Annotated in this window: 18 protein-coding genes, 1 tRNA gene and 2 pseudogenes; 18 read left to right on the forward strand and 3 right to left on the reverse strand. The window is 72.1% G+C overall.

From position 1 onward, the window contains the following. The first annotated feature begins 159 nt into the window (after window positions 1-159). The 5 genes and pseudogenes from ACFY60_RS25175 (at window position 160) to ACFY60_RS25195 (ending at window position 7,379) form a co-directional block, all read left to right on the forward strand. Window positions 160-2,574 (forward strand): D-alanyl-D-alanine carboxypeptidase, encoded by a 2,415-nt coding sequence (locus ACFY60_RS25175; RefSeq protein ID WP_388616622.1) that lies wholly within the window; start codon window positions 160-162, stop codon window positions 2,572-2,574. Window positions 2,575-2,750: 176 nt separating this feature from the next. Next, complete coding sequence (locus ACFY60_RS25180) at window positions 2,751-4,574, forward strand: MFS transporter (protein WP_388616619.1); 1,824 nt, start codon at window positions 2,751-2,753, stop codon at window positions 4,572-4,574. A gap of 175 nt (window positions 4,575-4,749) precedes the next feature. Then, window positions 4,750-5,145: pseudogene (locus ACFY60_RS25185) on the forward strand (aminoglycoside phosphotransferase family protein); the annotation flags it as partial. A 439-nt stretch (window positions 5,146-5,584) separates the two neighbouring features. Further along, on the forward strand, window positions 5,585-6,061 hold the full coding sequence (locus ACFY60_RS25190) for a DUF262 domain-containing protein (protein ID WP_388616616.1): 477 nt from the start codon (window positions 5,585-5,587) through the stop codon (window positions 6,059-6,061). A gap of 136 nt (window positions 6,062-6,197) precedes the next feature. Further along, window positions 6,198-7,379, forward strand: a complete 1,182-nt coding sequence (locus ACFY60_RS25195) for a helix-turn-helix domain-containing protein (RefSeq protein WP_388616614.1) — start codon at window positions 6,198-6,200, stop codon at window positions 7,377-7,379. Between the two features lie 362 nt (window positions 7,380-7,741). On the opposite strand, the gene ACFY60_RS25200 is transcribed toward ACFY60_RS25195, so the two are convergent. Then, a complete protein-coding gene (locus tag ACFY60_RS25200) occupies window positions 7,742-8,554 on the reverse strand; it encodes a protein phosphatase 2C domain-containing protein (RefSeq protein WP_388616611.1) in 813 nt (270 codons plus the stop codon). Window positions 8,555-8,833: 279 nt separating this feature from the next. Here ACFY60_RS25200 and ACFY60_RS25205 point away from each other — a divergent pair. Continuing rightward, window positions 8,834-9,046: pseudogene (locus tag ACFY60_RS25205) on the forward strand (tyrosine-type recombinase/integrase); the annotation flags it as partial. 71 nt (window positions 9,047-9,117) lie between these two features. Here the strand turns inward: ACFY60_RS25205 and ACFY60_RS25210 are convergent. Continuing rightward, window positions 9,118-9,190: transfer RNA gene (locus tag ACFY60_RS25210), tRNA-Arg, on the reverse strand. Between the two features lie 523 nt (window positions 9,191-9,713). Between ACFY60_RS25210 and ACFY60_RS25215 the strand changes: the two genes are divergently transcribed. The 12 genes from ACFY60_RS25215 to ACFY60_RS25270 all read left to right on the forward strand — a co-directional run bounded on the left by ACFY60_RS25215 (window position 9,714) and on the right by ACFY60_RS25270 (window position 23,620). Continuing rightward, a complete protein-coding gene (locus tag ACFY60_RS25215) occupies window positions 9,714-10,442 on the forward strand; it encodes a TauD/TfdA family dioxygenase (RefSeq protein WP_388616608.1) in 729 nt (242 codons plus the stop codon). An 83-nt stretch (window positions 10,443-10,525) separates the two neighbouring features. Continuing rightward, window positions 10,526-11,578 carry a diiron oxygenase gene (locus ACFY60_RS25220; protein ID WP_309054685.1) on the forward strand — a complete coding sequence of 351 codons (1,053 nt, stop codon included), beginning with the start codon at window positions 10,526-10,528 and terminating at the stop codon, window positions 11,576-11,578. 19 nt (window positions 11,579-11,597) lie between these two features. Next, the gene (locus tag ACFY60_RS25225) at window positions 11,598-12,881 is read left to right on the forward strand and encodes a KamA family radical SAM protein (RefSeq protein WP_388616605.1); all 1,284 of its coding nucleotides are present in this window, start codon (window positions 11,598-11,600) and stop codon (window positions 12,879-12,881) included. Next, a complete protein-coding gene (locus tag ACFY60_RS25230; protein WP_389459444.1) occupies window positions 12,875-14,425 on the forward strand; it encodes an enolase C-terminal domain-like protein in 1,551 nt (516 codons plus the stop codon). The genes ACFY60_RS25225 and ACFY60_RS25230 overlap by 7 nt, the downstream gene beginning before the upstream one ends. After that, window positions 14,422-15,540 (forward strand): Ldh family oxidoreductase, encoded by a 1,119-nt coding sequence (locus tag ACFY60_RS25235; protein WP_388616599.1) that lies wholly within the window; start codon window positions 14,422-14,424, stop codon window positions 15,538-15,540. The genes ACFY60_RS25230 and ACFY60_RS25235 overlap by 4 nt, the downstream gene beginning before the upstream one ends. After that, entirely contained in the window at window positions 15,537-16,778 is a 1,242-nt protein-coding gene (locus ACFY60_RS25240) for an acetyl-CoA carboxylase biotin carboxylase subunit family protein (RefSeq protein WP_388616596.1), read from the forward strand. Before ACFY60_RS25235 ends, ACFY60_RS25240 begins: the two co-directional genes overlap by 4 nt. Further along, complete coding sequence (locus ACFY60_RS25245) at window positions 16,775-17,989, forward strand: GNAT family N-acetyltransferase (protein ID WP_388616593.1); 1,215 nt, start codon at window positions 16,775-16,777, stop codon at window positions 17,987-17,989. Before ACFY60_RS25240 ends, ACFY60_RS25245 begins: the two co-directional genes overlap by 4 nt. 6 nt (window positions 17,990-17,995) lie before the next feature. Next, window positions 17,996-18,916, forward strand: coding sequence for a branched-chain amino acid transaminase (locus tag ACFY60_RS25250; protein WP_388616590.1), 921 nt, complete (start codon window positions 17,996-17,998; stop codon window positions 18,914-18,916). After that, window positions 18,913-19,776, forward strand: a complete 864-nt coding sequence (locus ACFY60_RS25255; RefSeq protein ID WP_388616587.1) for a hypothetical protein — start codon at window positions 18,913-18,915, stop codon at window positions 19,774-19,776. Before ACFY60_RS25250 ends, ACFY60_RS25255 begins: the two co-directional genes overlap by 4 nt. 22 nt (window positions 19,777-19,798) lie before the next feature. Continuing rightward, window positions 19,799-21,181, forward strand: a complete 1,383-nt coding sequence (locus ACFY60_RS25260; protein WP_388616584.1) for an MFS transporter — start codon at window positions 19,799-19,801, stop codon at window positions 21,179-21,181. After that, the gene (locus ACFY60_RS25265) at window positions 21,178-22,455 is read left to right on the forward strand and encodes an ATP-grasp domain-containing protein (protein WP_388616581.1); all 1,278 of its coding nucleotides are present in this window, start codon (window positions 21,178-21,180) and stop codon (window positions 22,453-22,455) included. The genes ACFY60_RS25260 and ACFY60_RS25265 overlap by 4 nt, the downstream gene beginning before the upstream one ends. A 1-nt stretch (window position 22,456) precedes the next feature. Next, window positions 22,457-23,620 (forward strand): alpha-hydroxy acid oxidase, encoded by a 1,164-nt coding sequence (locus ACFY60_RS25270; RefSeq protein ID WP_388616578.1) that lies wholly within the window; start codon window positions 22,457-22,459, stop codon window positions 23,618-23,620. Window positions 23,621-23,707: 87 nt separating this feature from the next. Here ACFY60_RS25270 and ACFY60_RS25275 read toward each other — a convergent pair whose 3' ends face one another. Then, a complete protein-coding gene (locus ACFY60_RS25275; RefSeq protein WP_388616820.1) occupies window positions 23,708-25,195 on the reverse strand; it encodes a SulP family inorganic anion transporter in 1,488 nt (495 codons plus the stop codon). Between the last annotated feature and the right edge of the window lie 99 nt (window positions 25,196-25,294).

Consider the following 25,294-nt stretch of genomic DNA (forward strand, 5'->3'; position numbering starts at 1 on the left):
TGCCTCCCCGCGTGGATGAATGACAGGGTGACCCCTCTCACATTCATCTGTCGAGAGTGCCCGGGTGGTTCGTCCGGGAACCAGTAGGTATGTCGTTCTCGTCTAGCACGGGAGCCAAGGGGTTCACACAGGACACTGGTAGACGGTTCGGACGTACGTATGACGCATGGAGGAGGCACGGTGGCGGGCGAGTCCCCCGACAGAGCGGAGCAGCAGGGTTCGTCGCAGGAGACGACGGACCCGGGCAGCGGGGTTCCGCGGAGTTCCGCCCCGGTCCAGGTCGACCAGCCGACAGCCGTGTTCAAGAGCCTGACGCCGCGCACGTCCGAGGACGACGCCGCCCCGGAGCCGGCCCCTGAGCCCACCGCCGAGGCGGAGGACCGCGCGGAGGCCGGCGAGGCGGGCAGTGAGCGCCTGAAGGCGGCGGTGGCGGCCTGGGTCGCGACGGCGGAGGACGAGGGGGCGAAGAAGCCCGCGGGGAAGCCCGTCGGTCCGTCCGCCGAGGAGCCCGCCGAGGGGACCGCGGCCGACGAGCGGTCCGCCGACGAGCGGTCCGCCGATGTCGGGGCGGCGGCCCCGGGGGACGCGAAGCCGCAGACGGCGGAGAAGGCCGACGAGGCACCGTCCTCCGGGAAGCCGTCCCCGGACGAGCCGGTGACGGCCCGGGAGGAGACCGCCGATTCCGCCGGCCCCGTGGACTCCGATGACGCGGACGACCCGGGCGACGGCGACGCGGCCGGCTCCCCGGCGTCCCGCCGGGCCGGGACCGCCGGCACCCCGGCGGAGGAGCCGGTCGACCAGCCGACGACGATGTTCCGCGCCGTCCGCCCGCCGGTGACGCCCGCTCCCGCCGTGGACCAGCCGACGACCGCCCTGAAGCTCCCGCAGGACCCGCGCGGCCCCAAGGGCGGCGCGTCCGGCGGCGACGGCCCGGACACGGGCCCCGACTCCGACAGCGAGCGCACGAGCACCTTCGTGCCCCTGCGCCCGGACATCCCGGCCGAGCGGAAGGCGGGGGAGGCTCCGAGGACCCCGAAGTCCCCGGCGGCCTCCACCGGCTCCACGGCCCCGGCGGCGTCCAAGGCCGCCTCCACGCCGTCCTGGGCCTCCCAGAAGGCGAAGGGCGCCACGCCCGCCGCCGCCGAGCCGGAGGCCACGCCCCCGGCCGGCGCACCGGCGCCCGCCGCCGCCGCTTCGGCCGGCGACCCGGCCGCCGCGTCCGCCGCCGCTCCCGCGGGTCCGGCGTCGCTGAGCGAGCCGGAGCGGACGCGGCAGCAGCCGATGCCGCCGCTGCCCCCGCTCGACCTGCTGGCCGAGCTGACGAACACCCCGCCCCCGCCGCCGACCGTCCTGCGGACGACCATGCGCCGGGTGCGGATCTGGACGCCGCTGGTCCTCCTCCTCCTGATCGTGTTTGCGATCGCGCAGCTGGTCCGTCCGCTGCCCGCGCCCGCGCTCACCCTCACGGCCGCTCCGGCCTTCACCTTCCAGGGCGGGGAGCTGCGGATGCCGTGGCCCCACGAGGGCCAGGGCGCGGTCGAGGTCGAGGGCGTCGGTTCCATGGGGACGTACGGACCGCAGAAGCCGGCCCCGATCGCCAGCGTCGCCAAGACCATGACGGCGTACGTGATCCTCCGCGACCACCCGATCAAGGGGAAGCAGCAGGGCCCCGAGATCCCCGTCGACAAGAAGGCCGGCGAGCAGGCCAAGGCGAAGGACGAGTCGACGGCCCAGATCGCGGAGGGCGAGACCTACTCGGAGAAGGAACTCCTCCAGCTCCTCATGATCCCCTCGGGCAACAACGTGGCGCGGCTGCTGGCGCGCTGGGACGCCGGTTCCGAGGAGGCGTTCGTCCGGAAGATGAACGCCGCCGCCAAGGACCTGGGCATGACCCAGTCCACGTACACCGACCCGTCCGGCCTCTCCGACAGCACGGTGTCGACCCCCGTGGACCAGCTGAAGCTGGCCAAGGCGGTCATGCAGTACGACGTGTTCCGGGAGATCGTGAACATGCCGAACCTGACCGTCGAGGGCATCCCCGGCCGCATCGAGAACAACAACAACATCCTGCTGGAGCCGGGGGTGAACGGCATCAAGACCGGCTCCTCCACCCCCGCCGGCGGCAACCTTCTCTGGTCGGCGAACACCGTCGTCGACCACAAGCAGCACCGCATCCTCGGCATCGTCATGGGCGCGAAGGACGCGAAGCTGCTGCACGACAAGCTCCAGCTCGCCATCGACAACAGCCTCAAGCTCATCCAGAAGGCCCAGGCCGACGTCACCTCCGCCCCCGTCATCCGCAAGGGCCAGGTCCTCGGCCACGTGGACGACGGCCTCGGCGGCCGGACCCCGGTCGTGGCCACCAAGGAGCTCAAGGCCGTCGGCTGGCCCGGCCTCCGGGTGAAGCTGGAGCTGACCGACGGCGGCAAGGCCGTCCCGCACTCCGGCAAGGCGGGCGACGTGGTCGGCCAGGTCTCGATCGGCGAGGGCGTGGGCAAGGTGAGTGCGCCGGTGGCCCTGCAGAGGGACCTCGTGGAGCCCGGCTTCGACAAGAAGCTGACACGACTGGGCTGAGCACCGGCGGCGGCGTACGCCACGCTGCGTGCGCCGCCCGCGCGTGACCGTACGGGACCGGGGAGCCACCCGGTCGGATGGGCGCCCCGGACCTCCGGGGCGCCCTGCTGTTAGCTTTTCCTGGGGACGAGAAGCACGCGAGGACGAAGAGACAGGAAGCACGGGAAAGGGCCGCAGTGACCACCGCCGAGCCGACACGCGCCCACACCGGGCCGGAGTTCTCTTCCCCTCCGCGAATCCTTCTTCCCGCGCAGCGGACGGCCTCGGAGGCGCCCGTGCCCGCCCGACGGCGTAAGCGTCGCTACCCGGTCCTGGTGGCCACCGGGCTCGCCGCCCTCACCCACGTCCTGTGGTTCTTCTTCTTCGCGAACAGTGGCGGCGACCTCGCCGCGCAGGACGCGTGGGCGGAGTTCGTGGGACGGCACCCGGACTCCGCGTACAACCTCGCCTGGTACGGCGGGATGCACCCGGTCTCGTACAGCGTGGTCTCGCCGTACGTGATGTCGCTGCTCGGCGTGCGGTCGACGATGATGATCGCCGGCACGCTCTCGGCGGCGCTGACCGCGCTGATCCTGGTGCGGGTCCCGGCCGTCCGCAATCCGATGGCGTGCTCGATCGCCGGCGTGTTCGCGTTCCTGTGCAACGCGCTGTCGGGGCGGGTGACCTTCGGCCTCGGCATGATGTTCGCGCTCGGCGCGGTCGCCGCCGTCTTCTGCTGGCCGCACCGCTGGCGCCGCAAGCGCTGGGCGAAGGCGGCCGTCGCCGCCCCGCTCGCCGGGATCGCGACCGCCTGCAGCCCGGTCGCGGGCCTCTTCCTGGGGGTCGCGGCGGCGGCGCTGTTCCTCAACAAACGGCGCCCCGGCGCGTACGCCCTCGGTCTCGCCCCGGTCGCCGTCGTCGCCGTCTCGTCCTGGCTGTTCCCCTTCTCCGGGACGCAGCCCATGGCCTTCGGCTCGGCCGCGCTGCCCCTCGTCTTCGGGCTCCTGGTCCTCCTCCTGGTCCCGCGCGACTGGCGCACGGTCCGCACGGCGGCGGCCTGCTACACCGTCGGCACCTTCCTGACCTGGCTGATCGACTCGCAGATCGGCTCGAACATCTCGCGCCTGCCGATGCTGTTCGCGGGCGTCGTGCTGCTCGCGGCCCTGCCGTACACGAAGCCGCGTTCGCGCCGCTGGTACGCCCTCGTCCTGGCCTTCGCCGGCCTGAACTTCTGGATCGGCTTCAAGGGCGTCGACGACGTCGTCCGTACGGCCCCGGACGCCTCCTGGGCGTTCGAGGTGGCCCCGCTCATCAACCAGCTGCAGGTACGGGACGCGGGGAAGGCCCGAGTCGAGGTCGTCCCGGCCTCCAGCCACCGCGAGTCCTCGGCCCTCAGCCCGTACATCAACCTGGCCCGCGGCTGGAACCGCCAGGCCGACATGGAACGCAACCCGATCTTCTACGACGACACCCTCAACGCCCGGAACTACCGGGAGTGGCTCGCGCGCTGGGCCGTCCACTACGTCGTCCTGCCGACCGGCGCCCCCGACTCGGGCGCCGAACAGGAGGCGGAACTCGTCGGCGAGGGCCTGCCCTATCTGAAGCAGGTCTGGTCCGACGCGAACTGGCGCCTGTACGAGGTCGAGAACCCCACCCCCCTCGCCGACCCGCCGGCCCGCGTCGAGAGCGCCGCCCAGAACGAGGTCGTGATCCGCGTGGACGACCCGGGCCGCGTCCTCATCCGCGTCCCGTACTCCCCCTGGCTCGCCCTCCTCGACGAACACGGCGGCAAGATCGAGCCCCCGCAGGAGACCGAGGCCTCCAAACTGGCCCGCGAGCAGTCGGAGACCGAACTCCCCAAGGTCTTCGCCAACGAACACGGCTGCCTCCTCAAGGCGGAACCCGACCGCGAGGGCGACGAATGGACCGAACTGATCGCCCCCAAACCGGGCGTCTACCGCCTGGCGGCCCCCTACAAGCTCTTCCCCCGCGGCACCACCTGCCCGGAGGAACTCCGCTGACGGGAGGCACGAGGCCCGGGGAGAGCCTGGAGCGCGTCAGGAGGTCGAGCGCCGCGTCCGGGCTTGCCGCCGGGCCCCGGACGCACCTCATGGCCGAAGGCCGACGGCGGCAGGGCCGTCCGTGGCCTCGCGGTAGGCCGCGGCGGGACACGATCGCCGTGGAAGGGGCCGCGCCGTGAGCACGTTACGGACGGACGAGGTCCCGCGGTCCCTGGTGGAGTCGTACGCCAGGAGCTACGGCGACGCGGGCCGGGCCTGGATCGCCGGGCTGCCGGCTCTCGCCGAGGAGTCCCTGGACCGCTGGGCGCTGGAACGGGACGGCACGGCCGGAGCCGGGGAAGCCGCGCTGGTGCTGCCGGTCGTACGGCAGGACGGCACCCGCGCGGTCCTCAAGCTGCAGATGCCCCGGGAGGAGACCGCCGCCGCCCTCACCGGCCTGCGCACGTGGAACGGCGCCGGAGTCGTGCGGCTGCTCGGGCACGATCCTCACGGCGGCACCCTGCTCCTGGAGCGGCTGGACGCCTCCCGCACGCTGTCCTCGATCGAGGACGACGACGTGGCGAACGGAGTGACCATGGATGGCATCTTGCCCTGCCGTGCCCACGATTACGGACCAATAGATATGAGCAGCCCAGCCCAGCCAGCTGAGCCATCAGCCTGTGGAGCTTGGGTTGACTGCGGCTGGATACCAGGCTGACCTGTGACCGAACGGCGACGGCGCCCGACTGACTGACGGCTTGGTTCCCGCTGCTCCCCGTGGATCTCCGCACGATCTGGCACGGCAGGGCGCGGCCGTCCGGTTTCTGTACGTCTGTCTGGCGGGTGCACCTGCGGATGCAATGCGCGGCGCGGGTCTGCCCAAGATGAGGGTCTGCCGGTTCTGGCAAAGGCGAGTCCCCCGCTCGGTCGTCCTGCTAGCGTCCTCACACCAGAGTCACGAGGGCTTTCGTCTGTATGAGCCATCTGCTCATTGAAGGATCACGTCACGACTACGAAGTCCGGGGAATTCGATGGCTGAGTTGAGCAGTAACCTGATTGTCCGTGGTGAAAACATTCAGACGCTGTACAACAGCTACGTAAACCAGTCATTCGTCGTTAATAGGCGATACCAGCGAAAGCTGGTTTGGGCAATTCACGAAAAAGCGGCTTTCATTGATTCCCTGCGTAAGCAGCTCCCTGTCCCTTTGGTTCTAACGGCAGAGCGTACTGCCGGAGAGGCTACCAGGCTCGAGATCATCGATGGTCTGCAGCGCCTGAATGCAATCTTTTCTTTCATCGAGAACCAATACTCGCTTGACGGCTACTATTTTGACCTCGAAACCCTCGCTGAAACCAAACTGAGGAGAGACGAGGGAGAACTGCAGCAACGCCATCCAGTGCTAGAGCGACGAGAGTGCGTAAGCATTGCCAACTACGTGCTCCCGATGTCAACCTACCGCGCGCGCGCCAGACGAGGAAATTGTCGAGGAAGTGTTCCGGCGTATTAACTCTAACGGGCGGTATCTTTCCCGGCAGGAAATCCGTCAAGCTGGGGCGATTTCGAACTTCGCAGATCTAGTGCGCGAGGTCTCTTCGTTTGTGAGGGGGGACACTTCAGTAAGGGATTTGGTTGCCCTCACTGGTATGCCTGCTATCAGCATCTCTAGCGATCGAAACGGGCCCGGTGTCTTCATTGAAGACGTGTTTTGGGTGCGTCACAAGATTCTTGAAAAGGATCAAGTCCGCGAATCACGCGATGAAGAGATCGTTGCTGATCTTTTGGCCACGATGATGCTTGATGCTGTCCCCAGGTATGCTTCTGAGACGTTGGATGAGTACTATGGAATCAAGCCAGGAGATTCAAAGGAGCGCCGAAAGGACCGCATCGAATCAGCGGTGCAACGAGAAGGTGCAGAGCTGATTAGGGGGCGCTTTGAACACGTTCATGGCGTGCTAGAGGATATCCTGAAGGAGTCTAAGAAGAGTTTTTCGCAGCTCGTATTCAAGACTCCCCGACAGCGAGTCCCTCGCTACTACGCAACCATCTTCTTGGCCCTCTATACGCTATTGATTAAAGAGAATCGCTCGATTAGGGATGTTGGCCAGATGGTCAAGGCTCTTGATGGTATTGGGGATCGTGTCCTCAATATCACGGCCGGCGGGGGCACCTGGTCTGCCGAGAACAAGAGAGATAATATCGCCGCGGTGGCAGGTGTTCTTCGAGACCTCACAGTGCCAGAGACTAGCCAGCGGGACGTTCTTTTTGAAGCGAACGAGGCTAGGATTCACCGACTTTTGCGCGCTGCCCTTGCTGAGCACAGCTTGTTTGAATTGAAGCAGGGCCTGCACTCTCTCGATGGTACCGGGAACTTCGACTCGCGTGGCTTCGAGAGAATCATGAAGGCTATTTCTGCCATCGCCAACGACGGTGACGGTACCGTGGGGTACGTCGTTATTGGCATCGCCGATACGAAGAGTGACGCTGATAGGGTTCGAAACCTTTACGGGGCTCCGGCGGTTCAGGATGGCGAATTCTGGATTACCGGAGTTGAGCACGAATTCTCGCGACATGGCGGCTCGCTGGACGGCTATATGAGTTTTTTCACGGAAAAGGTGAGGGCGTCCGGGCTTGAGTCTGACCTCAAGTCTCAAGTGCTTCGTGACATGCGCCCTGCTAATTACCATGGAAAGCCGGTATTGCTTCTCACGGTGAAGTCTATGGGGCACCCAGTTCCCTACAATGACAGCTGGTACGAGCGTCAAGGGTCTAGCACTATTGAGGTTGCTGCTCGTGACATTGGGAGGTTGTTCAAGCGGTTCCCATAGTCACAAGGTCGGCGGAGCGGCTTTGGGCTGGAGCTGCTTGGGCGCGAGTGATCATGGCCCCGTAAGCTTTCGGCGCGTCGGGCAGTCTGTGGACCTGCCCGGTAAAGCACGACGTTGGGGCCATGATCTCCGAGGCTCGCGCCAAAGTGGCTGCCTAAGGCCGTGGAGCCGACCGCCCCAGCCACGACGTAGCCCTTCTCTGGCATCAGGCGACTGATTGCCATGAGCGTGGCACGGGCGCCGGCCGGGCTGGAGCGGGACGGAGGCAGGAGCGCAGGCCCGGCCGGGGGTCGGGCCGCGCGCGGCGAGCGGTAGCGAGCCGCCTTGATGAGGTAGAGAAATCTGTAACAACTCCACTGCTCCTATGGGCGGATGTACGCAATCGTGGCGTCGTCGTGCTGCTTGCTTCGCGGCCATCGGCTGAGGTCGGGGTCGGACACTTCGGCTTCGCGGACCTGCCGGAGCACGCCTTCGGGGCCGCCGTGGCTGAGCAAGGTCATGTAGCCCTGCCAGTCGGTTGAGCGGAACGTCGTCACCAGTCGTCCAGCACCGTCGGTCAGCAGGGCTGCGCCCTGGACCAGGGATGTACTCTCTGAACCGGTGAGTGCCTGGCTTGCTGCTGCCGGGTCGGCTGCTGCCACCCAGTACCCGCCCCGCACGTTGCGTCGGCTGCGTTCTTCCTGAACCAAAGCCTCATGGGCTCGCTGCCGTTCTGGCGACTCTGGGACTGCCCTGGCGAAGGCTTCGCGGGCGTGGGGTGCCACTCGGGCGAGACGGCCGTCCATGGTGGCCGTCACTACGCCGTTGCTCTGAATGAGGACCGTGCAGTCCCCCAGGACGAGCCACTCGAAAATGTCGCCCTGTACGCGGGCCATGGCCGCGGTGGCGGAATGGGACAGCGGGTCATCGACCACGCAGGTGTCCCGGTGCAGGTGCGCCGTCGACTCGATGGCCATCGCCAGGCAGATGCTCAGGGACGCGTTTTCCCGGGCGGCCTCCGCGTGCAGGCGAGTGCCCAGTTGTTCCACGTACCAGGCGACTCCATGGCGGCACCCCGACTTCATGCCCGGTGCCATTCCGGCACCGTCCAGGACCACGACCGCGGTGGGGTCGGAGAGCACGAAGTCCTCGTTCGGACCATGAGGGCGGGCGTAGCTGGCGAGGTCGACGAACACGTCCGACGGTCTCGTGAATCAGGACGTCGCTCAGCGCGCGGCTACTGCTGATCGCCTTCGTGCTCGGGTCGTAGTCCGCTGCCGAAGAAGTGCGGCGGGTCGCCGCCATGCAAGATCACGCACTCCGCGTGAAGGCCGCCGTGGAGCTGATGGGGGACCTGCAAGCCGCTGTCGTCGAGACCTCTCGCATGCGCAAAGAGAGCATCGCCTGGCTCCGCGATCACGGGCGCCCAGGTGCTCGTGCCCATGCGGCCGGGCGAGCGGGAGTACGTGGCGCTCGGGCTCCGCGTGATCCGGCCGCATGACGCCCGGCACGGCTGCGCGACTCTGCTCACCGCCGCCGGCGTCGCGCCCCGCGTCGTGATGGAAATCCTCAGGCACAGCCAGATCAGCATCACGATGGATGTGTACACGCACGTCGTCCAGGACACGCAGCGCGAGGCGATCAGTCACATGGACCGGCTGCTCAAGAGGCGGCCCGGCCGTCCCTGACCGCCGCCGTTGATGTCAGGCGTGGATGTCAAAGGACCCCTACCAAGATCGGTAGGGGTCCTTTTCCCTTGTGCCCCCGGCAGGATTCGAACCTGCGACACCCGCTTTAGGAGAGCGGTGCTCTATCCCCTGAGCTACGAAGGCGCGCTCGTGTCAGTGAGGGTCGGCCGGGTGCCTGGGGTGGGTTCCCGGGGCGTCCGGTGTGGCCTGGCCGCTGACGGGAACAGCGTAGCGGATCGGGGCGGAGGGGTGGGAGGAAGCGGGGGGTGGGGCGGTAGGGGGTTCGGGGGGATTTGCGATCGCTTAGGGGGAGGTGGGGTGTGGGGCGCGGGCGGGGAGGGGGGTGGGAGAGGCGGCCGGCGGGGGGTGTGCGGGGGTGGGGGACGGATACCGGTATTCGGGGGGAGAGGTGTGCTTATCGGACGCCAGGGTGGAAAACAGGGTGCTCCGCGAGTCGCTGAAGTCGCCTCGTTCAGGCGGGCTTTACCTGGGGAAACGGCTGACGTCGGTAAACAGGTCGGAGCATCTGGTTCCGTGAGTCATCTCACAATACGACCCATTGCGGCACACTCGCTGTTGCCAGAGGATCACACCGGGGCACGCCGGGGGCTCGATCGCGACCCGATCGCCGCCTTGCCCGTATCAACTGAGGATGGGGGAGTCCTTCATGTCTACGGCCCTTGATATTCACAGTCGGGAACTTGCGGAGCAGGGCTACACGCTGCTCGAGGGGATCACCACCGACGAGGAGGCGGCCGCAGCGGTCGGTGTCTTCGGTGAGCTGGTCCCGCAGTACGACGGCTCGCTGCGGTACCAGGTGAAGGCCGCTCCCGGGTTCGAGCAGCGCCGGTACTCCAAGAGCGTCAACACGATCCTGGTGCACACCGAGGCGCCGGGCTGGAACCCGCCGCCCACCTATCTGGCGCTGCACTGCCGGGTGCAGGCCACCTGCGGCAGCGGCCACACCGAGCTCGCCGACATGCGGGCCTTCGTCGCCTCGCTGTCCGAGCGCGACCGGGCCGCGCTCTACGAGCAGACCGTCGACTGGGTCGGCCACAACACCGGAGGCGTGGGCACCGAGGGCGTCCGCCGCCCCGTCGTCGAGGTCACCGACAGCGGCCAGGAGATCCTGCGCTTCAGCTACAACCTGCTGACCACCGGTCAGTACGACCCGCCGGTCGACGCCGCCGTCGACCCGGAGCAGCTGCCGCTGGGCAGCTTCGGCATCCACCTCGCCGAACAGGCCGAGGCCTTCTTCCGGGAGCACCGCGTCTCGGTGCTCATCCCCGAGAACCACGTCCTGATCTGGGACAACCAGCGCATGGTGCACGCCCGTTCCGCCTACACGGACAAGCGGCGCCACCTCACCCGCTACTGGATCGCCGCCCAGCGCTGAACCGCGCGCCCGTCACCAGTCACCCCGTCACCGGTGGCCCCGCCACCCCGTGACAGACACCACCGATCACGTGAGGCCCACGCATGACTGACGTCCGGAACGCGCCTGTTCAGGAAGCTCAGGAGGCTCAGGAGGAGTTCCCCACCGGACTCCCGGAGGAGCTCCGGGGGCTGCCCGAGGGCGTGCCCCGCCACGACCCCGACAACCAGATCGAGAGCGCCGTCATCCGACGGCTCGTCGGCAACTGGCACCGGCGCGCCACCGTGAAGCGCGAGGAGCCGGACCTCGACGAACTCTTCGAGCTCGACCGTCCGGACTACCCCGAGCGGATCCTGCCCTTCCGCGACCACCCCACGTACCAGGCGCTGGACCCGGAGAAGAAGTCCCAGCTGCTGAGCTGGGCGTGGATCGCGTACAACCGCCACACCATCATGGCCGAGCAGAAGGTGGCCAACCCCGCCTTCGCCCTGGTCATGGAGGGCGAGTACCCCGAGCTCCAGGACGAGGCGCTCAACATCTCCCTCGCCCAGGCCATGGTCGACGAGCAGTACCACACGCTGATGCACCTCAACGCCAGCGCCGTCACGCGCCGCAAGCGCGGCCGGCCGATGCCCGACCACGAGCTGCCGATCTCCCACACGGCGCGCGAGCACCAGCGGCTGCGCGACAGCGCGGACGAGCGCTGGCAGCGGTCGCTGACCACCCTCGCCTTCGCGACGGTGTCGGAGATCTCCATCAACGCCTACCTCGACCTGCTCGCCGACGACCCGGACATCCAGCCGATCAACAGCAGCACCGCGAAGCTCCACAACCGCGACGAGTACTGCCACGCCTCCATCTCCGCGGTCCTCGCCGAGGTCGTGCACGACCGCCTCGACGAGAAGAAGCAGCGCTTCTTCCGCGACATGCTGTTCGAGGGCCTGGAGGCCTTCGTGGCCACCGACTACACGACCTGGCACCGGATCATGGACCTGGTCGGCGTCGAGGGCGGCCACGACATGCTGCACGACTGCCAGGCCGAGCAGAGCCGCAGCCGGCTCGTCCGGGACTACACGGGCCTGCACACCCTCATCGAGCGGATGGGTGTCCAGGACCTCGTGGAGTTCGACTGGTCCAAGTCCCACGTGGCGCGCTGAGCGGAATCGAGAGAAACCCGTGAAGCACTACGCGAACGAGCGCCTCGCGCAGCTCGCCCGGGACCGCGGCATGCCGGACGAGTACGTCCGTGACCTGCGCGTGGTCTCCAGCGTCCTGCCGTTCAAGGTCAACGAGTACGTGGCCGACGAGTTGATCGACTGGTCGGCCGCGCCGGACGACCCGATCTTCCGCCTCACCTTCCCGCACCGGGACATGCTGCCCGCGCCGGTCTTCGACCGGATGGCGGCGCTGCTGGACGCGGGCGCGCCGCGCACCGAGCTGCGCGCGGCCGCCACCGCCGCCCAGCTGGACCTGAACCCGCACCCGGGCGGCCAGCTTGAGGCGAACGTGCCGACCCTCGACGGGCGCCGGCTCGACGGCCTCCAGCACAAGTACGCCGAGACGGTGCTCGTCTTCCCCTCCCAGGGGCAGACCTGCCACTCGTACTGCGGATACTGCTTCCGCTGGGCCCAGTTCGTCAGCCAGGAGGAGCTGCGCCAGGCGCTGCGCGACCCGGCCGACCTCACCGGCTACCTGGCCCACCACCCCGAGGTCACCGACGTGCTGTTCACCGGCGGCGACCCGATGATCATGCGGACCGAGGTGGTACGCCGCTGGGTCGAGCCGCTCCTGGAGCGGACCGACACGGTGCGCACCCTGCGCTTCGGCACCAAGGCGCTGTCGTACTGGCCGGCCCGGTTCACCACCGGACCCGACGCGGACGACCTGCTGCGGCTGTTCGAGGAGTGCGTGGCGCGCGGCCGGCACGTGGCCCTCATGGCGCACTTCTCGCACCCGCGCGAGCTGGAGACGGACGCGGTGCGCGAGGCGATCGCCCGGATCCGGGCCACCGGCGCCGAGGTGCGGGCCCAGGCCCCGCTGGTCGCCCACGTCAACGACGACCCCGCCGCCTGGTCGCGGATGTGGCAGCTCCAGGTCGAACTGGGCGTCATCCCGTACTACATGTTCGTGGAGCGGGACACCGGCGCCAGCAGCTACTTCGGCATCCCCCTCGCCCGGGCCCTCGACATCTACCGTGAGGCCGTACGAGGCGTATCCGGCCTGGCCAGGACCGCCCGCGGCCCGGTCATGTCGGCCGCGCCCGGCAAGGTGATGCTGCACGGCACGACCGAGGTGGCGGGCGAGCGGGCGTTCGTCCTCAGCTTCCTCCAGGCGCGCCGGCCCGAGTGGGTGGGGCGGCCGTTCTTCGCCGCGTACGACGAGCACGCGCAGTGGTACGACGAGCTCAAGCCGGTCTCCTTCGGCACCACCCTGCCGTCGTACACGGGTGACCAGTGGTGAGGCTCCACGTCCACGAGATCCGCCTCACCGACCACGACGTCTGGCGCAGCGCCCGCGAGGCGATCCCGGTGCAGCCCGGGGTGCTGGTCGAGCTGTCGGCGGGCGGGCGGTCCGGTTTCGGCGAGGCCTCGGCCTTCATGACCGACCGCTACAACTCCTCGCTCGACGCCCTGCACGCCTCGCTGCGGTCGGTCGCGGGCACGCTGCGCGAGCTGCCGGCCGACGACCCCGAGGGGGCGTGGGAGGTACTGGCTCCGCTGCTGACCGGTTCGCCGTTCGCGCTGGCCGCGCTCGACGTGGCCGCCCACGACCTGGCGGCCCGCCTCGCGGGCGTACCGCTGTGGCGGCGCCTGGGCGCGGCCGGGGCGGGACCGGCGGGCGGCGGGACGGCGGGAGCGGGCGGGCTGCGTTCCAGCTACAGCATCGGCCTCGACGAGCCCGGTGTGATGGTGCGCAAGCTCCTGGAGCGGCCCGGCTGGCCCGCGTACAAGGTCAAGCTGGCCGCACCCGGCGACCTGCACGTCCTCCGGGCGCTGCGCGAGCACACCGACGCGCCGTTCTACGTCGACGGCAACTGCGGCTGGGAGCCCGCCGCGACGGCGGCGGCGCTGGACGCGATGGCGGAACTCGGCGTGACGCTGCTGGAGCAGCCCTTCCCGCGCGAGGCGTGGGCGGAGGCCAGGGAGCTGAAGAAGATCTCCCCGATCCCGGTGTACGCGGACGAGAGCATCACCGGGCCGCACGATCTCGACGCCTGCGCCGAGGCCTTCCACGGCGTGAACCTGAAGCTGATGAAGGCCGGCGGCATCACCCCGGCCCTGCGGATGCTGCGCGCGGCGCGGGCCGCCGGGCTCGGCACGATGCTCGGCTGCATGCCGGAGTCCAGCGCGGGCGTGTCCGCCACGGCGCACCTGGGCCCGTTCGTCGACCACCTGGACGCCGACAGCATCGCGCTCCTCGCCGTGGACACCGGCACCGGCGTGCTGCTCGACGCCGGGGGCGCCCTCACGCTGCCCGACGCGCCCGGCACCGGCTTCGTGCCCGCGTACGAGGGGCCGGCGTTCACGGTCCGTCCCTCGGCGGCCGGCCGCGCCGGCCAGGCCGGCTGGGACGCCGAGGAACTGTCGGTCCACCGCGACGGTACGGCTCTGGCCTCCGTACGGGTCCGGCGCAGGCCCCTGCCCGGCCACGCGCCGGCGGACACCTTCCGCCAGCTCGTCCGGACGGCCGCGCCGGGTACGGAAGCGGTGGCCCCGGAAGAACTGGTGGCGCTGCTGCGCGGCGCCGTCACCCGCGCGGTCGCGGACGGCGCCGACACGGTCTGGCTGCGGGCGGACGACGAGAACCTGCGGGAGGCCTGCCGCGCGGCCGGCTTCCGGACCCTCGCCGCTCCCGTCGGCCCGGCCCGCGACGGCGCCCCCGCCGGGCCGGCGGACCTGCCCTCCGACAGGTCCCCCGCCGCAGCGCCCGCCGGCGACGGCCCCCTCCCGGACGGCGACGACCCGTCCCCCCTCATGGTCTGGAAGGCGAACGAACCCGCATGACCCATGTGCACGACGTGCGGCCCACCCCGGCCGCCGGGGACGTCACGCCCCCCGCGTCCGAGTCCGCCCCCCTGCTTCCCGCCGCCACCGCCGTCACCCTGGCCGAGACCGCCCTCACCGGGGCGGGACTCGCGCCCGGGGACGCGCGGGACGTGGCGGAGGCCCTGACCGAGACCTCGCTGCGCGGGATCGACACCCACGGCCTGCGCCTGCTGCCGCAGTACCTGGACGAGCTGGCCGACGGGATCGCCACCGCCCGGCCGGAGATCCGGACGGTACGGGACAGCGGTGCGGCCGTCATGCTCGACGCCGGCGGGGCGCTGGGCGTGGTGGCCGGCCTCGCCGCCGCCCGGATCGCCGCCGAGCGGGCCCGTACCCACGGCGTGGCCGCGGTCGGCGTCCGCAACTCCAACCACTTCGGGGCGGCCTCCGTCTACAGCCGGCACCTCTCCCGGCAGGGCCTGGTCGGCATCGTGACCACCTCCGCCGCCTCGCGGGTGGCTCCCTTCTCCGGCACGGAGCCGCTGTTCGGCACCAATCCGCTGAGCTTCGCCGCCGCCGTCGACGGCGACGAGTTCGCCCTCGACATGGCGACGAGCCAGGTCTGCTTCGGCGAGATCAAGGAGCGCCGCAAGCACGGCCGGGCGCTGGACGCCGGCTGGGCCACCGACACCGAGGGCCGGCCGGCCACCGACCCGGAGCAGGCCTACGCGCTCTCGCCGCTCGGCGGCTACAAGGGCCAGGGCCTGGCCATGGTGGCCACCCTGCTCGGCGCGGTGCTGACCGGCTCGCCGGGGGACTGGGAGCTGGAGCACATCGGCGCCTCCACGCCCGGCCGCAGCCGGGGCATCGGCCACCTGGTGGTGTGCCTGGACCCGGCCGCCTTCGCGGGCGCTGCGGAGTTCGCGGAGGGGCTCACCGGCCTGCTCGACACCACGCGCGGCGCCCCGGCCGGGGCCGACGCGCAGCAGCCGGTCCAGGTACCCGGAGACCCGCAGCGGCGCGTCGCCGCCGGGCGGGCGGAGCGGGGCATCCCGCTCGACCCGCACACCACGCGGGCGTTCGCGGCGCTCGCCGCCGAGCAGGGCGTGGCCTGGCCGGAGGTGTCGGCGTGATCCTCGTCCTGCTCAGCCCGCGCAACGCGGGCCTGCCCTTCGCCGAGTGGCTGGGCGAGGAGGCGGGCCGGCTCCTCGCCGTCACCGCCGAGGGCGTGGCCCCCGGGCCCGGTTTCGCCCACGTGGAACGGGTCGCCGACTACACCGACGACGAAGCCGTCCTCGCGGCGGCCCGGCGGACCGCCGAACGGTACGGCGTCACACGGGTGCTGGCCCTCGCCGAGGTGGACGTGGAGCGGGCCGCGGCCCTCCGCGCCGAACTCGGCCTGCCCGGCCAGCTGCCCGACAGTGCCCGCGCCTACCGCGACAAGGTCCTGATGAAGGAGCGGGCGGCGGCCGGCGGCGTGCCGGTGCCGCCGTTCGCGGCGGTCGCCTCGGCGGCGGACGTCGCGGCCTTCATGGCGGCCCACCCGGGACCGGTCGTGGTCAAGCCGCGGGGCGGTTCCGGCTCGACGGGCGTCGCGGTGCTCCATGACCCGGCGCAGATCGCGGAGGTGGCCGACCGGGTGGCCGGCGGCGGTCACGAGGTCGAGGGGTACGTCGAGGGCCGCATGTGCCACGTGGACGCGCTGCACGTCGGCGGGGAGCCGGTGGTCTGCGTGCCCTCCGTCTACACCGACGGCGGCTGCCTGTCGCACTGGACCGACTCCGGCAACGGCAGCTGGACGCTGCCCGCCGACGACCCGCTGCACGCGCGGCTGGTGGCGGAGACCTGGCGGCTGGTGGGCGCGCTGCCCGCGGCGCCCGCGCTGTTCGTGCACGCCGAGTTCTTCGTGACGGACGCCGGCGAGATCGTCCTGTGCGAGATCGCCGGCCGGGTGGGCGGCACGCCGATCCCGGCCATGCTGGAGGCGGTCCTCGGGCTCGACCCGCGGCACCTGTGGGCGCGGATCGAGTGCGGGCTGCCGGTGGATCTGGAGGCCGTACGGGCGCACGCCGCCGCCGCGCCGCTGGTCGCCAACTACGGCCTGCCGCCGCGCGACGGCCGGATCGTGCGCCTGCCCGAGCGGGCGCCGGCCGGTACGCGGGACTTCACCGTCCTCGCGCGGCTCGGCGAGGACTGGGGCGGCGCCCGGTACGAGGGCCGCAAGTCCGGCGACTTCATCGCGACCTGGCTCGTGACGGCGGACGACGCCCAGGAGCTGCTCGCGCTGGTCGACAAGACGGGCGCGGAGGCGGAGGCGGGATTCGGCTGGGAGCCCGCCCCCGCGGCCGCACCCGCGGAGGCGGACCGGTGAGTGACCTGACCGCCGAGGTCCTCGCCCCGGACGCGCGGCCCACCGCCGCGGAGTTCCCGGCGCTCGCCGCGCCCGCGGTGGTCTGGGAGGACGACCGCTGGTGGCGCTTCACCGAGCGCACCGACCTGCACGAGGTGCGCTACCTCGCCGTGCGCGAGGGCGGCGCCCTCGCCGCCCTCGCCCCCCTCCTGGTGACCCGGGACGGCGGCGGGCTGCTGTTCTACGACACCCCGAGGATGACCGGGGAGACCAATGCCTTCGGCGCCCCGGAGCTGCTGGACCCGGAGCGGCGGACGCGCTGGGAGGAGCTGGCCGGGCGGCTGGCGGACGCCCGCCGTGGCCAGTACCCCTCCGTCACGCTGGCCGTGTTCGGCTCGCACCACGGCATCGTCCACGCATCCGGCCGCGACGCGGCCGGCCGGGCGCGCGTCCTGGCCGAGCTGCCGCGGCTCCTGGACGAGGCCGCCGGGCAGCTCGGCTGCCGCAGCAGTTCCCTGCTGTACGCCACCGACGAGCAGGCCGCCGTCCTGGGACCGGCTGCCGAGGCGCGCGGCCACGTGCCCGCCGTCCTGGGCGCCGAGTCCGTCCTGCGGCTCGACGCCCCCGACTGGGAGACGTACCTCGCGGGCCTGGCCAGCCGCAAGCGCCGCCGCGCCCACCGCGAGCTGGAGGAGTACGCGGCGGCCGGCTTCCGCACCGTGATCCGCGAGGGCCCCGGGGCGCTGTCCGACTCGGTCGTCGACCTCCAGGTCGCGCTGCGCGCCAAGTACGGGCTGCCCGGCGGGCGGCCGCGCGTCCAGCGGGACTTCGACGCCCTGCGGGAGACCGTCGGCGACAGCTGCCTGGTGCTGAGCGCCGAACGGGACGGCGAGACCCTCGGGTTCGTCCTCTACCTGCGGGCGGGGGACGCCCTGTACGGGCGCACGGCCGGCTTCGACGACGACCGCGCCAGGGGCGTCTACTTCGCCCTGACCTACCACGAGACGATCCGCTGGGCGCTGGCCCACGGCGTGCGCGAGGTCTGGTACGGCCTCGCCGCCTACGAGGCGAAGAAGCTGCGCGGCTGCGACCTCGAAGCCCGCCACGGCTGGTTCCGCTTCACCGGTCCGGGCAGCGCCGAGCTCGAGGAGACCCTGCGGCTGCAGGGCACGAGCGAGGACGCCCGGCTGCGGGGCCTCGGGCCGGACAGCACCACTTCACAAGGAGACTGAGCAGACATGCCACTGACCCCGACCCCGTTCATCTGGATGGACGGCGAGCTGGTCCCCTGGGACGACGCGAAGGTGCACGTGCTCACTCCGAGCCTGCACTACGGCTGGGGCGTCTACGAGGGCATCCGGGCGTACGCCACGGACACGGGCCCGGCGGTGTTCCGGCTGCGCGAGCACGTGGCCCGGCTGCGGGACTCGGCGCGCGTGTACCTGATGGAACTGCCGTGGACCGACGAGGAGCTGGTCCGGGCGGTGCTCGAGCTGGTCCGGATCAACGGCCACGAGTCCTGCTACATCCGCCCCATCGCGTACCTCGGCTACGGCGAGATGGGCGTCGCGCCGCAGCTGGACGCGGTGCGGATGTCGATCGCGGTGTGGCCGTGGGGCTCGTACCTGGGCGACCGGGCCGAGACGGAGGGCTGCCGTCTGATCGTCAGCAACTGGCAGCGCAACTCGCACCAGACGGTGCCGCCGCTCGCCAAGGCCACGGGCGCCTACGTCAACAGCGCGCTGGCCAAGGTGGGCGCGCAGCGCGCCGGTTACGACGACGCGCTGATGCTGACGGCGACCGGGCACATCGCGGAGGCGTCGGCCGCCAACCTGTTCGTGGTGCGCGACGGCGCCCTGTTCACCCCGCCGGTCAGTGACGGCATCCTGCCCGGCATCACGCGCGACAGCGTCATCACCATGGCCCGCGACCTGGGACTGGAGGTGACGGAGCGGAGCATCCCGCGCAGCGAGGTCTACATCGCGGACGAGGCGTTCCTGACCGGCACAGCCGCCGAGATCGTGCCCGTCGCCTCGGTCGACGAGCGTCCGCTGGGCGCGGGCGGCGCCGGCCCGGTGACCAAGCAGCTGCGCGAGCTGTTCCGGGACGTCGTCGGCGGCCGGCACGACGGGTACGCCCGCTGGCTGGAGCGCGTGTGAACCGGACGGAACCGCACGGCGCCGCCGCGTCGCTCCTCCCCGGGGCGGACGCCGGTGCGGTGCGCGCCGCCGTCGTACGCCTTGAGTCCGCCGCGCTCCGGCTGCGGAGCGTCCTGGGCGCGCCGGTCACGGCGACGGCCGGCGTCCCGGATCCGGCCTGGCGGGCCGCCCTGGACGAGGAGCTGTGCGACCGGCTGATCGACCTGGCGGCCGCCCGCGCCTGGGCGGCCCGCGAGACGGCCGCCCCGGCGGACCGGGACCCGGCGGCGACGGTACTGCGCGGGTGCGCGCTGTGGGCCGTGGAGGCGGACACCACCCGTGTCCTCGCCCTGACGGGCCCGGCCGCGGCGGACCTGCTGCCGGCCGGAGCCGTGCCGGCGTCGGGTGGCGCGGCCGGCGGAGCCGTACCCGCCGAGGCGGCTGCCGTCGTCGTCGCGCAGCGCCACGTCGCCGCGCTCGTCACCGCGCTGGCATCGGCCGAGGTGTACGACGCGGTGTGCGCGGGGCTGCGGACGGCGCTGGGGCCGTGTCCTCCGGGGCGGGCGGCCGCCGCCTGGGAGATCGCGGACGCGGCGCTCTCCGGTCTGGGCGCCACGCGCGAGGAGTGGGTCGGCGCCGACCCGGCGTGCACGGCCGCCGGCGGCTGGGTGCTGGTCGACCGGATCGGCCGGCTCGCGCTGGCCGCCGCCCTGCTGGCGGCCGGCCCCGAGGAGGCGGAGACCCGCGTCAACGCGGCCCGCCGGCACACCTGGAACCACCTGCGCCAGCCGCCCCCGGAGGCGGCCACCGCCGTGCACGTGCGGCGGACCGCGGAACTCGTGGACTGGATCACCGGCTCCGCGGGGCGGAGCGGCGCGTGAACGCGCGGAGCGGGAGGGCCGCATGAGCGGGGAGCCGAACGGCCGGACGGGAGTGGCGGGGCGGGCCGCGCGCCTGCTGCTGGCCATCCTGCCGAAGACGCCGGCCGGCCGCCGGCTGGCGGCGGGCGCGGCGGTGGACTCGGTCGGCTCGGGCATGTTCCTGGCCGCCTCCACCCTCTACTTCGTCACGGTCGTCGGCCTGCCCGCCGCCCAGGTCGGCGTCGTGCTGTCGGTGGCCGCCGCGGCCGGGCTGCTCAGCCCGGTGCCGCTCGGCCGGCTGGCCGACCGGGTGGGGCCGGTCAAGGTGTACGTGGGGCTGCTGGCGGTGCGCGGACTCGGGTACGCCGGGTTCGCGCTGGTCGACAGCTTCTGGCCGTACGCCGTGCTGACCTGCGTGCTCACCGCGCTCGACCGGGGCTGCTCGCCGCTCCAGCAGGTGGTCGTGGGCATCGTCGAGGGCGGTGAGAACCAGACCCGGACCATGGCGTCCATCCGGTCGGTCCGCAACATCGGTCTGACGGCGGGCTTCCTGCTGGCGGGCGCGGTGCTCGCGATCGAGGAGCAGGCGGCCTTCGTGGCGCTGTTCCTGGGCAACGCGCTGACCTTCTGGGTGATCGCCGCCGTGGTGGAGCAGCTGCGCCGCCGGTCGGCCGCCGCCGCTCCGGCGCCCGCCGCGGACGGTGCCGGGGCGGGGCCCCCGCCGGCGTCCCCGGCCCCCGCGCCGGCCGAGCGGGAACCGGCTGCCGTCCGCAGCCCCTTCCGGGACCTGCGGTTCATGCTGTTCACCGTCTCCAACGGCGTGCTCTCGCTGCACGACTCGGTGCTGTTCATCCTGCTGCCGCTCTGGCTCATCACGGCCACCGACGCGCCCTCCTCGTCGGTCTCGGTGCTGCTCGCGGTGAACACCGTGCTGACCGTGCTGCTCCAGGTGTACGTGGCCCGGTTCGCGGAGACCACGGCGGGCGCGCTGCGGCTGGTGCCGGTGGCGCTCGTCCCGCTGCTCGTCTCCTGCGCCGTGTTCGCCGGCGCCGAGCACGTACCGGTGTGGCCGGCGGCTGCCTGTGCCGTCCTCGCCGTGGTGCTCCTGACGGTGGGCGAGAACCTGCACTCGGTCGCGGTGTGGAACCTGTCGTACGAGCTCTCGCCGCCTCCCGCGCGGGCCCGCTACCTGGCGGCCTTCAGCCTGGGCATGACGGGCCAGCAGATCGTCGGCCCGGTGCTCATGACGGGCGTGCTGCTGCCGATGGGGACGGCCGGCTGGGCCGTGCTCGCCGTCGTGTACGCCCTGGCCGCCGTGGTGGTCCGCGCGACCGGCGCGCCGCGCACCGCACCGGCGCCCCCGAAGACGGATCCCGCCCCCGCCTCTTCCCCTGCTTCCCGTTCTTCCAGCGAGGTGACCCCATGACCGAACACGTGCTCATCGTCGGCGGCGGCCGCGAGATCCCCGGCCTGATCCGGGAGGTGGGCGGCCCGGACGTCGCCACGACCATCCTGTGCCGGATGGACTTCGTGCCCAAGATCCGCAAGCCGGGGCAGCACGACCGGGTCCTGGCCCTGCGCAGCGAGGCGCCCGACGAGGAGTGGATCGCGCTGGCCGCCGCCGTGCACGAGCGGCATCCCTTCACCCGCGTGGGCACCTTCGGCGAGCGGGACCAGGACCGGGCGGCGGCCGTCGCCGCGGCACTGGGCCTGCCGTGCCACTCGCCCCGGACGATCGCCTGGGTGCACGACAAGGACGCGATGCGGCGGCGGCTCGCGGAGCTCGGTGTGGACGACACCCCGGGCGGGCGGGTCGCGGACGTGGCGGAGCTGCGGGCGTTCCTGGCCGAGCACGGCACGCCGTGCGTGGTGAAGCCGGTGCAGGGGGCCGGCAGTTTCGGCGTCTCCGTGGTGCGGTCCGCCGAGGAGGCCGAGGCCGCCTTCGCGCGGGCGGCGCGTGACTTCGAGGTCATCCCGGACGCGGGCGTGCTGGTGGAACGCTTCCACGAGGGGCCGCAGTTCAGCGTGGAGGCCTTCTCCGAGGACGGGGAGCACGAGATCCTCGCCGTGACGCGGAAGTTCTCCGACCCGGTGGGCTTCGTCGAGCTGGGCCACGTCGTGCCGGCCGGCCTCTCCGCCGAGCAGACCGACGCCGTGCACGCCTACGTGCGACGGCTCCTGGACGCGCTCGACATCACCTACGGCGTGACCCACACCGAGGTGGTCCTGACGCAGGACGGGCCGCGCGTCATCGAGACCCACGTCCGGCTCGCGGGCGACGAGATCCCGTACCTGGTGCACGACGTCACCGGCGTCGACCTGGTGGACTGTGTGGTGCGGCAGACGCTGGGCCTCCCGGTGCTCGCGGACATCCGCAAGACGCTGGAGGACCCGTCGGTGGACCGCAGCCCGGAGGCGATCTGGTTCGCGGTGCCCAGGGCGCGCGGCACGCTGGCGCGGATCGACGGCCTGGAGGAGGCCGCGGCCCGGCCGGGCGTGGTGGCCGCCGAGGCCCTGCTCGGCGCCGGTGACGTGCTCGGTGACCTGGACAGCTCCGAGTCGCGGGCGGCTTTCGTCCGGGCGCGCGGCGCGGACGCCGCCGAGGCCGTGGCCCGGGCGCGGGAGGCCGTGGCGGGGCTGGAGTTCGCGGTCACGGTGTCCGGCGACGACGCGGCCGGCGGCGCGCGGGACTGGGTCTGAGATGACCGCGTCCGAGACGGCGCCCGCCCCGCAGACGGCGGCCACGACCGGAGCGGCGCCCGCACCCGAGCCGGCGCCCGCACCGGAGGCCCCCGGCACCCCCGGCACACCTGCCGCTGCCGCCGGGGCGGGCATCCGTGCGTCGCGCGACCTGGCCGCGCGGGCGCGGCCCGTGCTGCCGGCCGCCGCCTACGAGTTCTACGCCGCCGGGGCCGACGAGGAGATCAGCGCGGGGGAGGCGGCGGACGCCTGGCGGAACCGGCGGCTGCTGCCGCGCGTGCTGCGCGACGTCTCGTCCGTGGACACCGGTACGGAACTCCTCGGCACCCGCCTGGCCTCACCGGTCCTCGCGGGCCCGACGGCCTTCCACCGCATGGCGCACGACGAGGGCGAGACGGCCACGGCGGCGGGGGTCGCCGCGGCCGGTTCGCTGCTGGTGCTCTCCTCCCGCGCGACCCGCCACCCCGAGGAGGTCGCCGCGGCGGCCGGGCCCTGGTGGTACCAGGTGTACTGGCTGCGGGACGCGGAGATCACCCGCCGCCAGGTGGAGCGGGCCGTGGCGGCCGGGGCCCGCGCCCTGGTCCTGACGGTGGACGCCCCCTACGTACCGCCGAGGGCCACGTCCGGGCTGCCGCTGCCGCTGCCCGAGGACGACGAGCTGTGCCGCGCGGTGGGCGTGGGGACGCGGCTGCCGGGCTGGGAGCAGGACCCGTCGCTCGGCCTCGACGCCATCGGGCGGCTGCACCGCATGTCGGGCGGCCTGCCGGTGCTGGTCAAGGGCGTGCTGCGGGCCGACGACGCGCGGGCGTGCGTGGCGGCGGGCGCGGCCGGCGTGATCGTCTCCAACCACGGCGGCCGGCAACTGGACCGGGCCGTGGCCCCGGCGGACGCCCTGCCCGCGGTCGTGGCGGCGGTCGGCGACGAGGTCCCGGTGCTCGTCGACGGCGGGGTGCGCACCGGCACCGACGTCCTGGTGGCCCTAGCCCTGGGCGCGCGGGCGGTGCTCCTCGGCCGCCCGGTCGTGTGGTCCCTGGCCCTGGGCGGCGCCGCGGGCGTGACCGCGCTGCTCGACTCGTACCGTACGCAGCTGTCGACGGCCATGGGCCTGGCGGGCTGCGCGCGGGTCACGGACATCGGCCCGGACCTGCTGTACGGCGGCGCCTGAACCGCCTCCGCCCGCGCACCGCTGCCGTCTCCCGGCCGGCCCCGGCCCCTGGGGCGGCGGCGGGCGGGGCGGCCCGGGCTTGCCCGGTCAGGGGCTGCCGAGTTCGCCGGTGAGGCGGCGGTGGAGGTCGGCGCTGGGGGCGTTGAGGCCGGTGATCTCGACGGTCTTGCCGCGCTGGGCGTACTTGTTCTCGATCGCGTCGAGGGCGGCGACGGAGGAGGCGTCCCAGATGTGGGCGGCGGAGAGGTCGATGACGACCCGGTCCGGGTCGCCCGCGTAGTCGAACTGTTCGACGAGGTCGTTGGAGGAGGCGAAGAACAGCTCCCCCGTGACCCGGTAGACGACGCGCCGGCCGTCGGCGTCGGGGACGGCCGCCACCTCGGCGAGGTGGGCGACCCGCTTGGCGAAGACGACCATGGCGGTGATCGATCCGGTGACGACGCCGACGGCGAGGTTGTGGGTGGCGACCACGGCCACGACCGTGACGGCCATGACGGTGAGTTCGCCGGCGGGCATGCGGCGGAGAGTCTTCGGGGCGACGGAGTGCCAGTCGAAGGCCGCGATCGACACCATGATCATGACGGCGACGAGCGCGGCCATGGGGATCTTGGAGACCACCGGGCCGAAGACGACGCACAGCACCATCAGGAACGCGCCGGAGAGGAAGGTGGAGAGGCGGGTGCGGGCGCCGGAGACCTTCACGTTGATCATCGTCTGGCCGATCACCGCGCAGCCGCCGATGCCGCCGCAGAACCCGGTGACGATGTTCCCGATGCCCTGGCCGATGGATTCGCGGGTCTTGTCGGAGGGCGTGCCGGTGATGTCGTCCACCAGCTTCGCGGTCATGAGGGATTCCATGAGGCCGACCAGCGCCATCGCGAAGGCGTAGGGGGCGATGGTCGTCAGGGTGTCCAGGGTGAACGGCACGTCGGGCAGGCCCGGCACGGGCAGGGCCGAGGGCAGGGCGCCCTTGTCGCCGACCGTCGGGACGGCGATCCCGGCGCCCACGGTGAACGCGGTCAGGGCGGCGATCGAGACGAGTGGGGCCGGCACGGCGGTGGTGATCCTCGGGAAGAACACGAGGAGGAGCAGCCCGGCCGCGATCAGCGGATAGACGGGCCACGGCACGTTCCGCATCTCGGGGATCTGCGCCATGAAGACCAGGATCGCGAGGGAGTTGACGAAGCCGACCATCACCGAGCGCGGGATGAACCGCATAAGCCGGGCCACCCCCAGCGCGCCGAGCACGATCTGGAAGACCCCGCCGAGGATCACCGCCGCGATCAGGTGGCCGAGGCCGTGCTCGCGGTTGAGGGGTGCGATGACGAGGGCGACGGCCCCGGTCGCCGCGGAGATCATCGCCCGCCGGCCGCCGACGACCGAGAGGGTCACGGCCATGGTGAACGAGGCGAAGAGGCCGAGCGCCGGGTCCACGCCCGCGATGATCGAGAACGAGATGGCCTCGGGGATCAGCGCGAGGGCGACGACCAGGCCGGCGAGGATCTCGGTGCGCCACACCTTCGGGTCGGAGATCCAGTCGGGCTTGAGCCGGCGCGGGCGCGCGGCGGGGGACACGGTGGCGGGGGAGGGCAAAGGAACGGACACCTGTCGGGGAGCGGGACGGCGGAGGGAGAGAGGGGGAGGAGGGGAAACCCAGAGCCTCGGCCTCGTACG

Source organism: Streptomyces sp. NPDC012827, assembly GCF_042900905.1.
In the GTDB taxonomy this organism is placed as follows: Bacteria; Actinomycetota; Actinomycetes; order Streptomycetales; family Streptomycetaceae; genus Streptomyces; species Streptomyces gulbargensis.

Coding starts and splice junctions, on each gene's coding strand:
- ACFY60_RS25175 (WP_388616622.1), top strand. CDS start 160: ATGACGCATGGAGGAGGCACGGTGGCGGGCGAGTCCCCCGACAGAGCG.
- ACFY60_RS25190 (WP_388616616.1), top strand. CDS start 5,585: ATGGCTGAGTTGAGCAGTAACCTGATTGTCCGTGGTGAAAACATTCAG.
- ACFY60_RS25195 (WP_388616614.1), top strand. CDS start 6,198: ATGCCTGCTATCAGCATCTCTAGCGATCGAAACGGGCCCGGTGTCTTC.
- ACFY60_RS25215 (WP_388616608.1), top strand. CDS start 9,714: ATGTCTACGGCCCTTGATATTCACAGTCGGGAACTTGCGGAGCAGGGC.
- ACFY60_RS25220 (WP_309054685.1), top strand. CDS start 10,526: ATGACTGACGTCCGGAACGCGCCTGTTCAGGAAGCTCAGGAGGCTCAG.
- ACFY60_RS25235 (WP_388616599.1), top strand. CDS start 14,422: ATGACCCATGTGCACGACGTGCGGCCCACCCCGGCCGCCGGGGACGTC.
- ACFY60_RS25250 (WP_388616590.1), top strand. CDS start 17,996: ATGCCACTGACCCCGACCCCGTTCATCTGGATGGACGGCGAGCTGGTC.
- ACFY60_RS25260 (WP_388616584.1), top strand. CDS start 19,799: ATGAGCGGGGAGCCGAACGGCCGGACGGGAGTGGCGGGGCGGGCCGCG.
- ACFY60_RS25265 (WP_388616581.1), top strand. CDS start 21,178: ATGACCGAACACGTGCTCATCGTCGGCGGCGGCCGCGAGATCCCCGGC.
- ACFY60_RS25270 (WP_388616578.1), top strand. CDS start 22,457: ATGACCGCGTCCGAGACGGCGCCCGCCCCGCAGACGGCGGCCACGACC.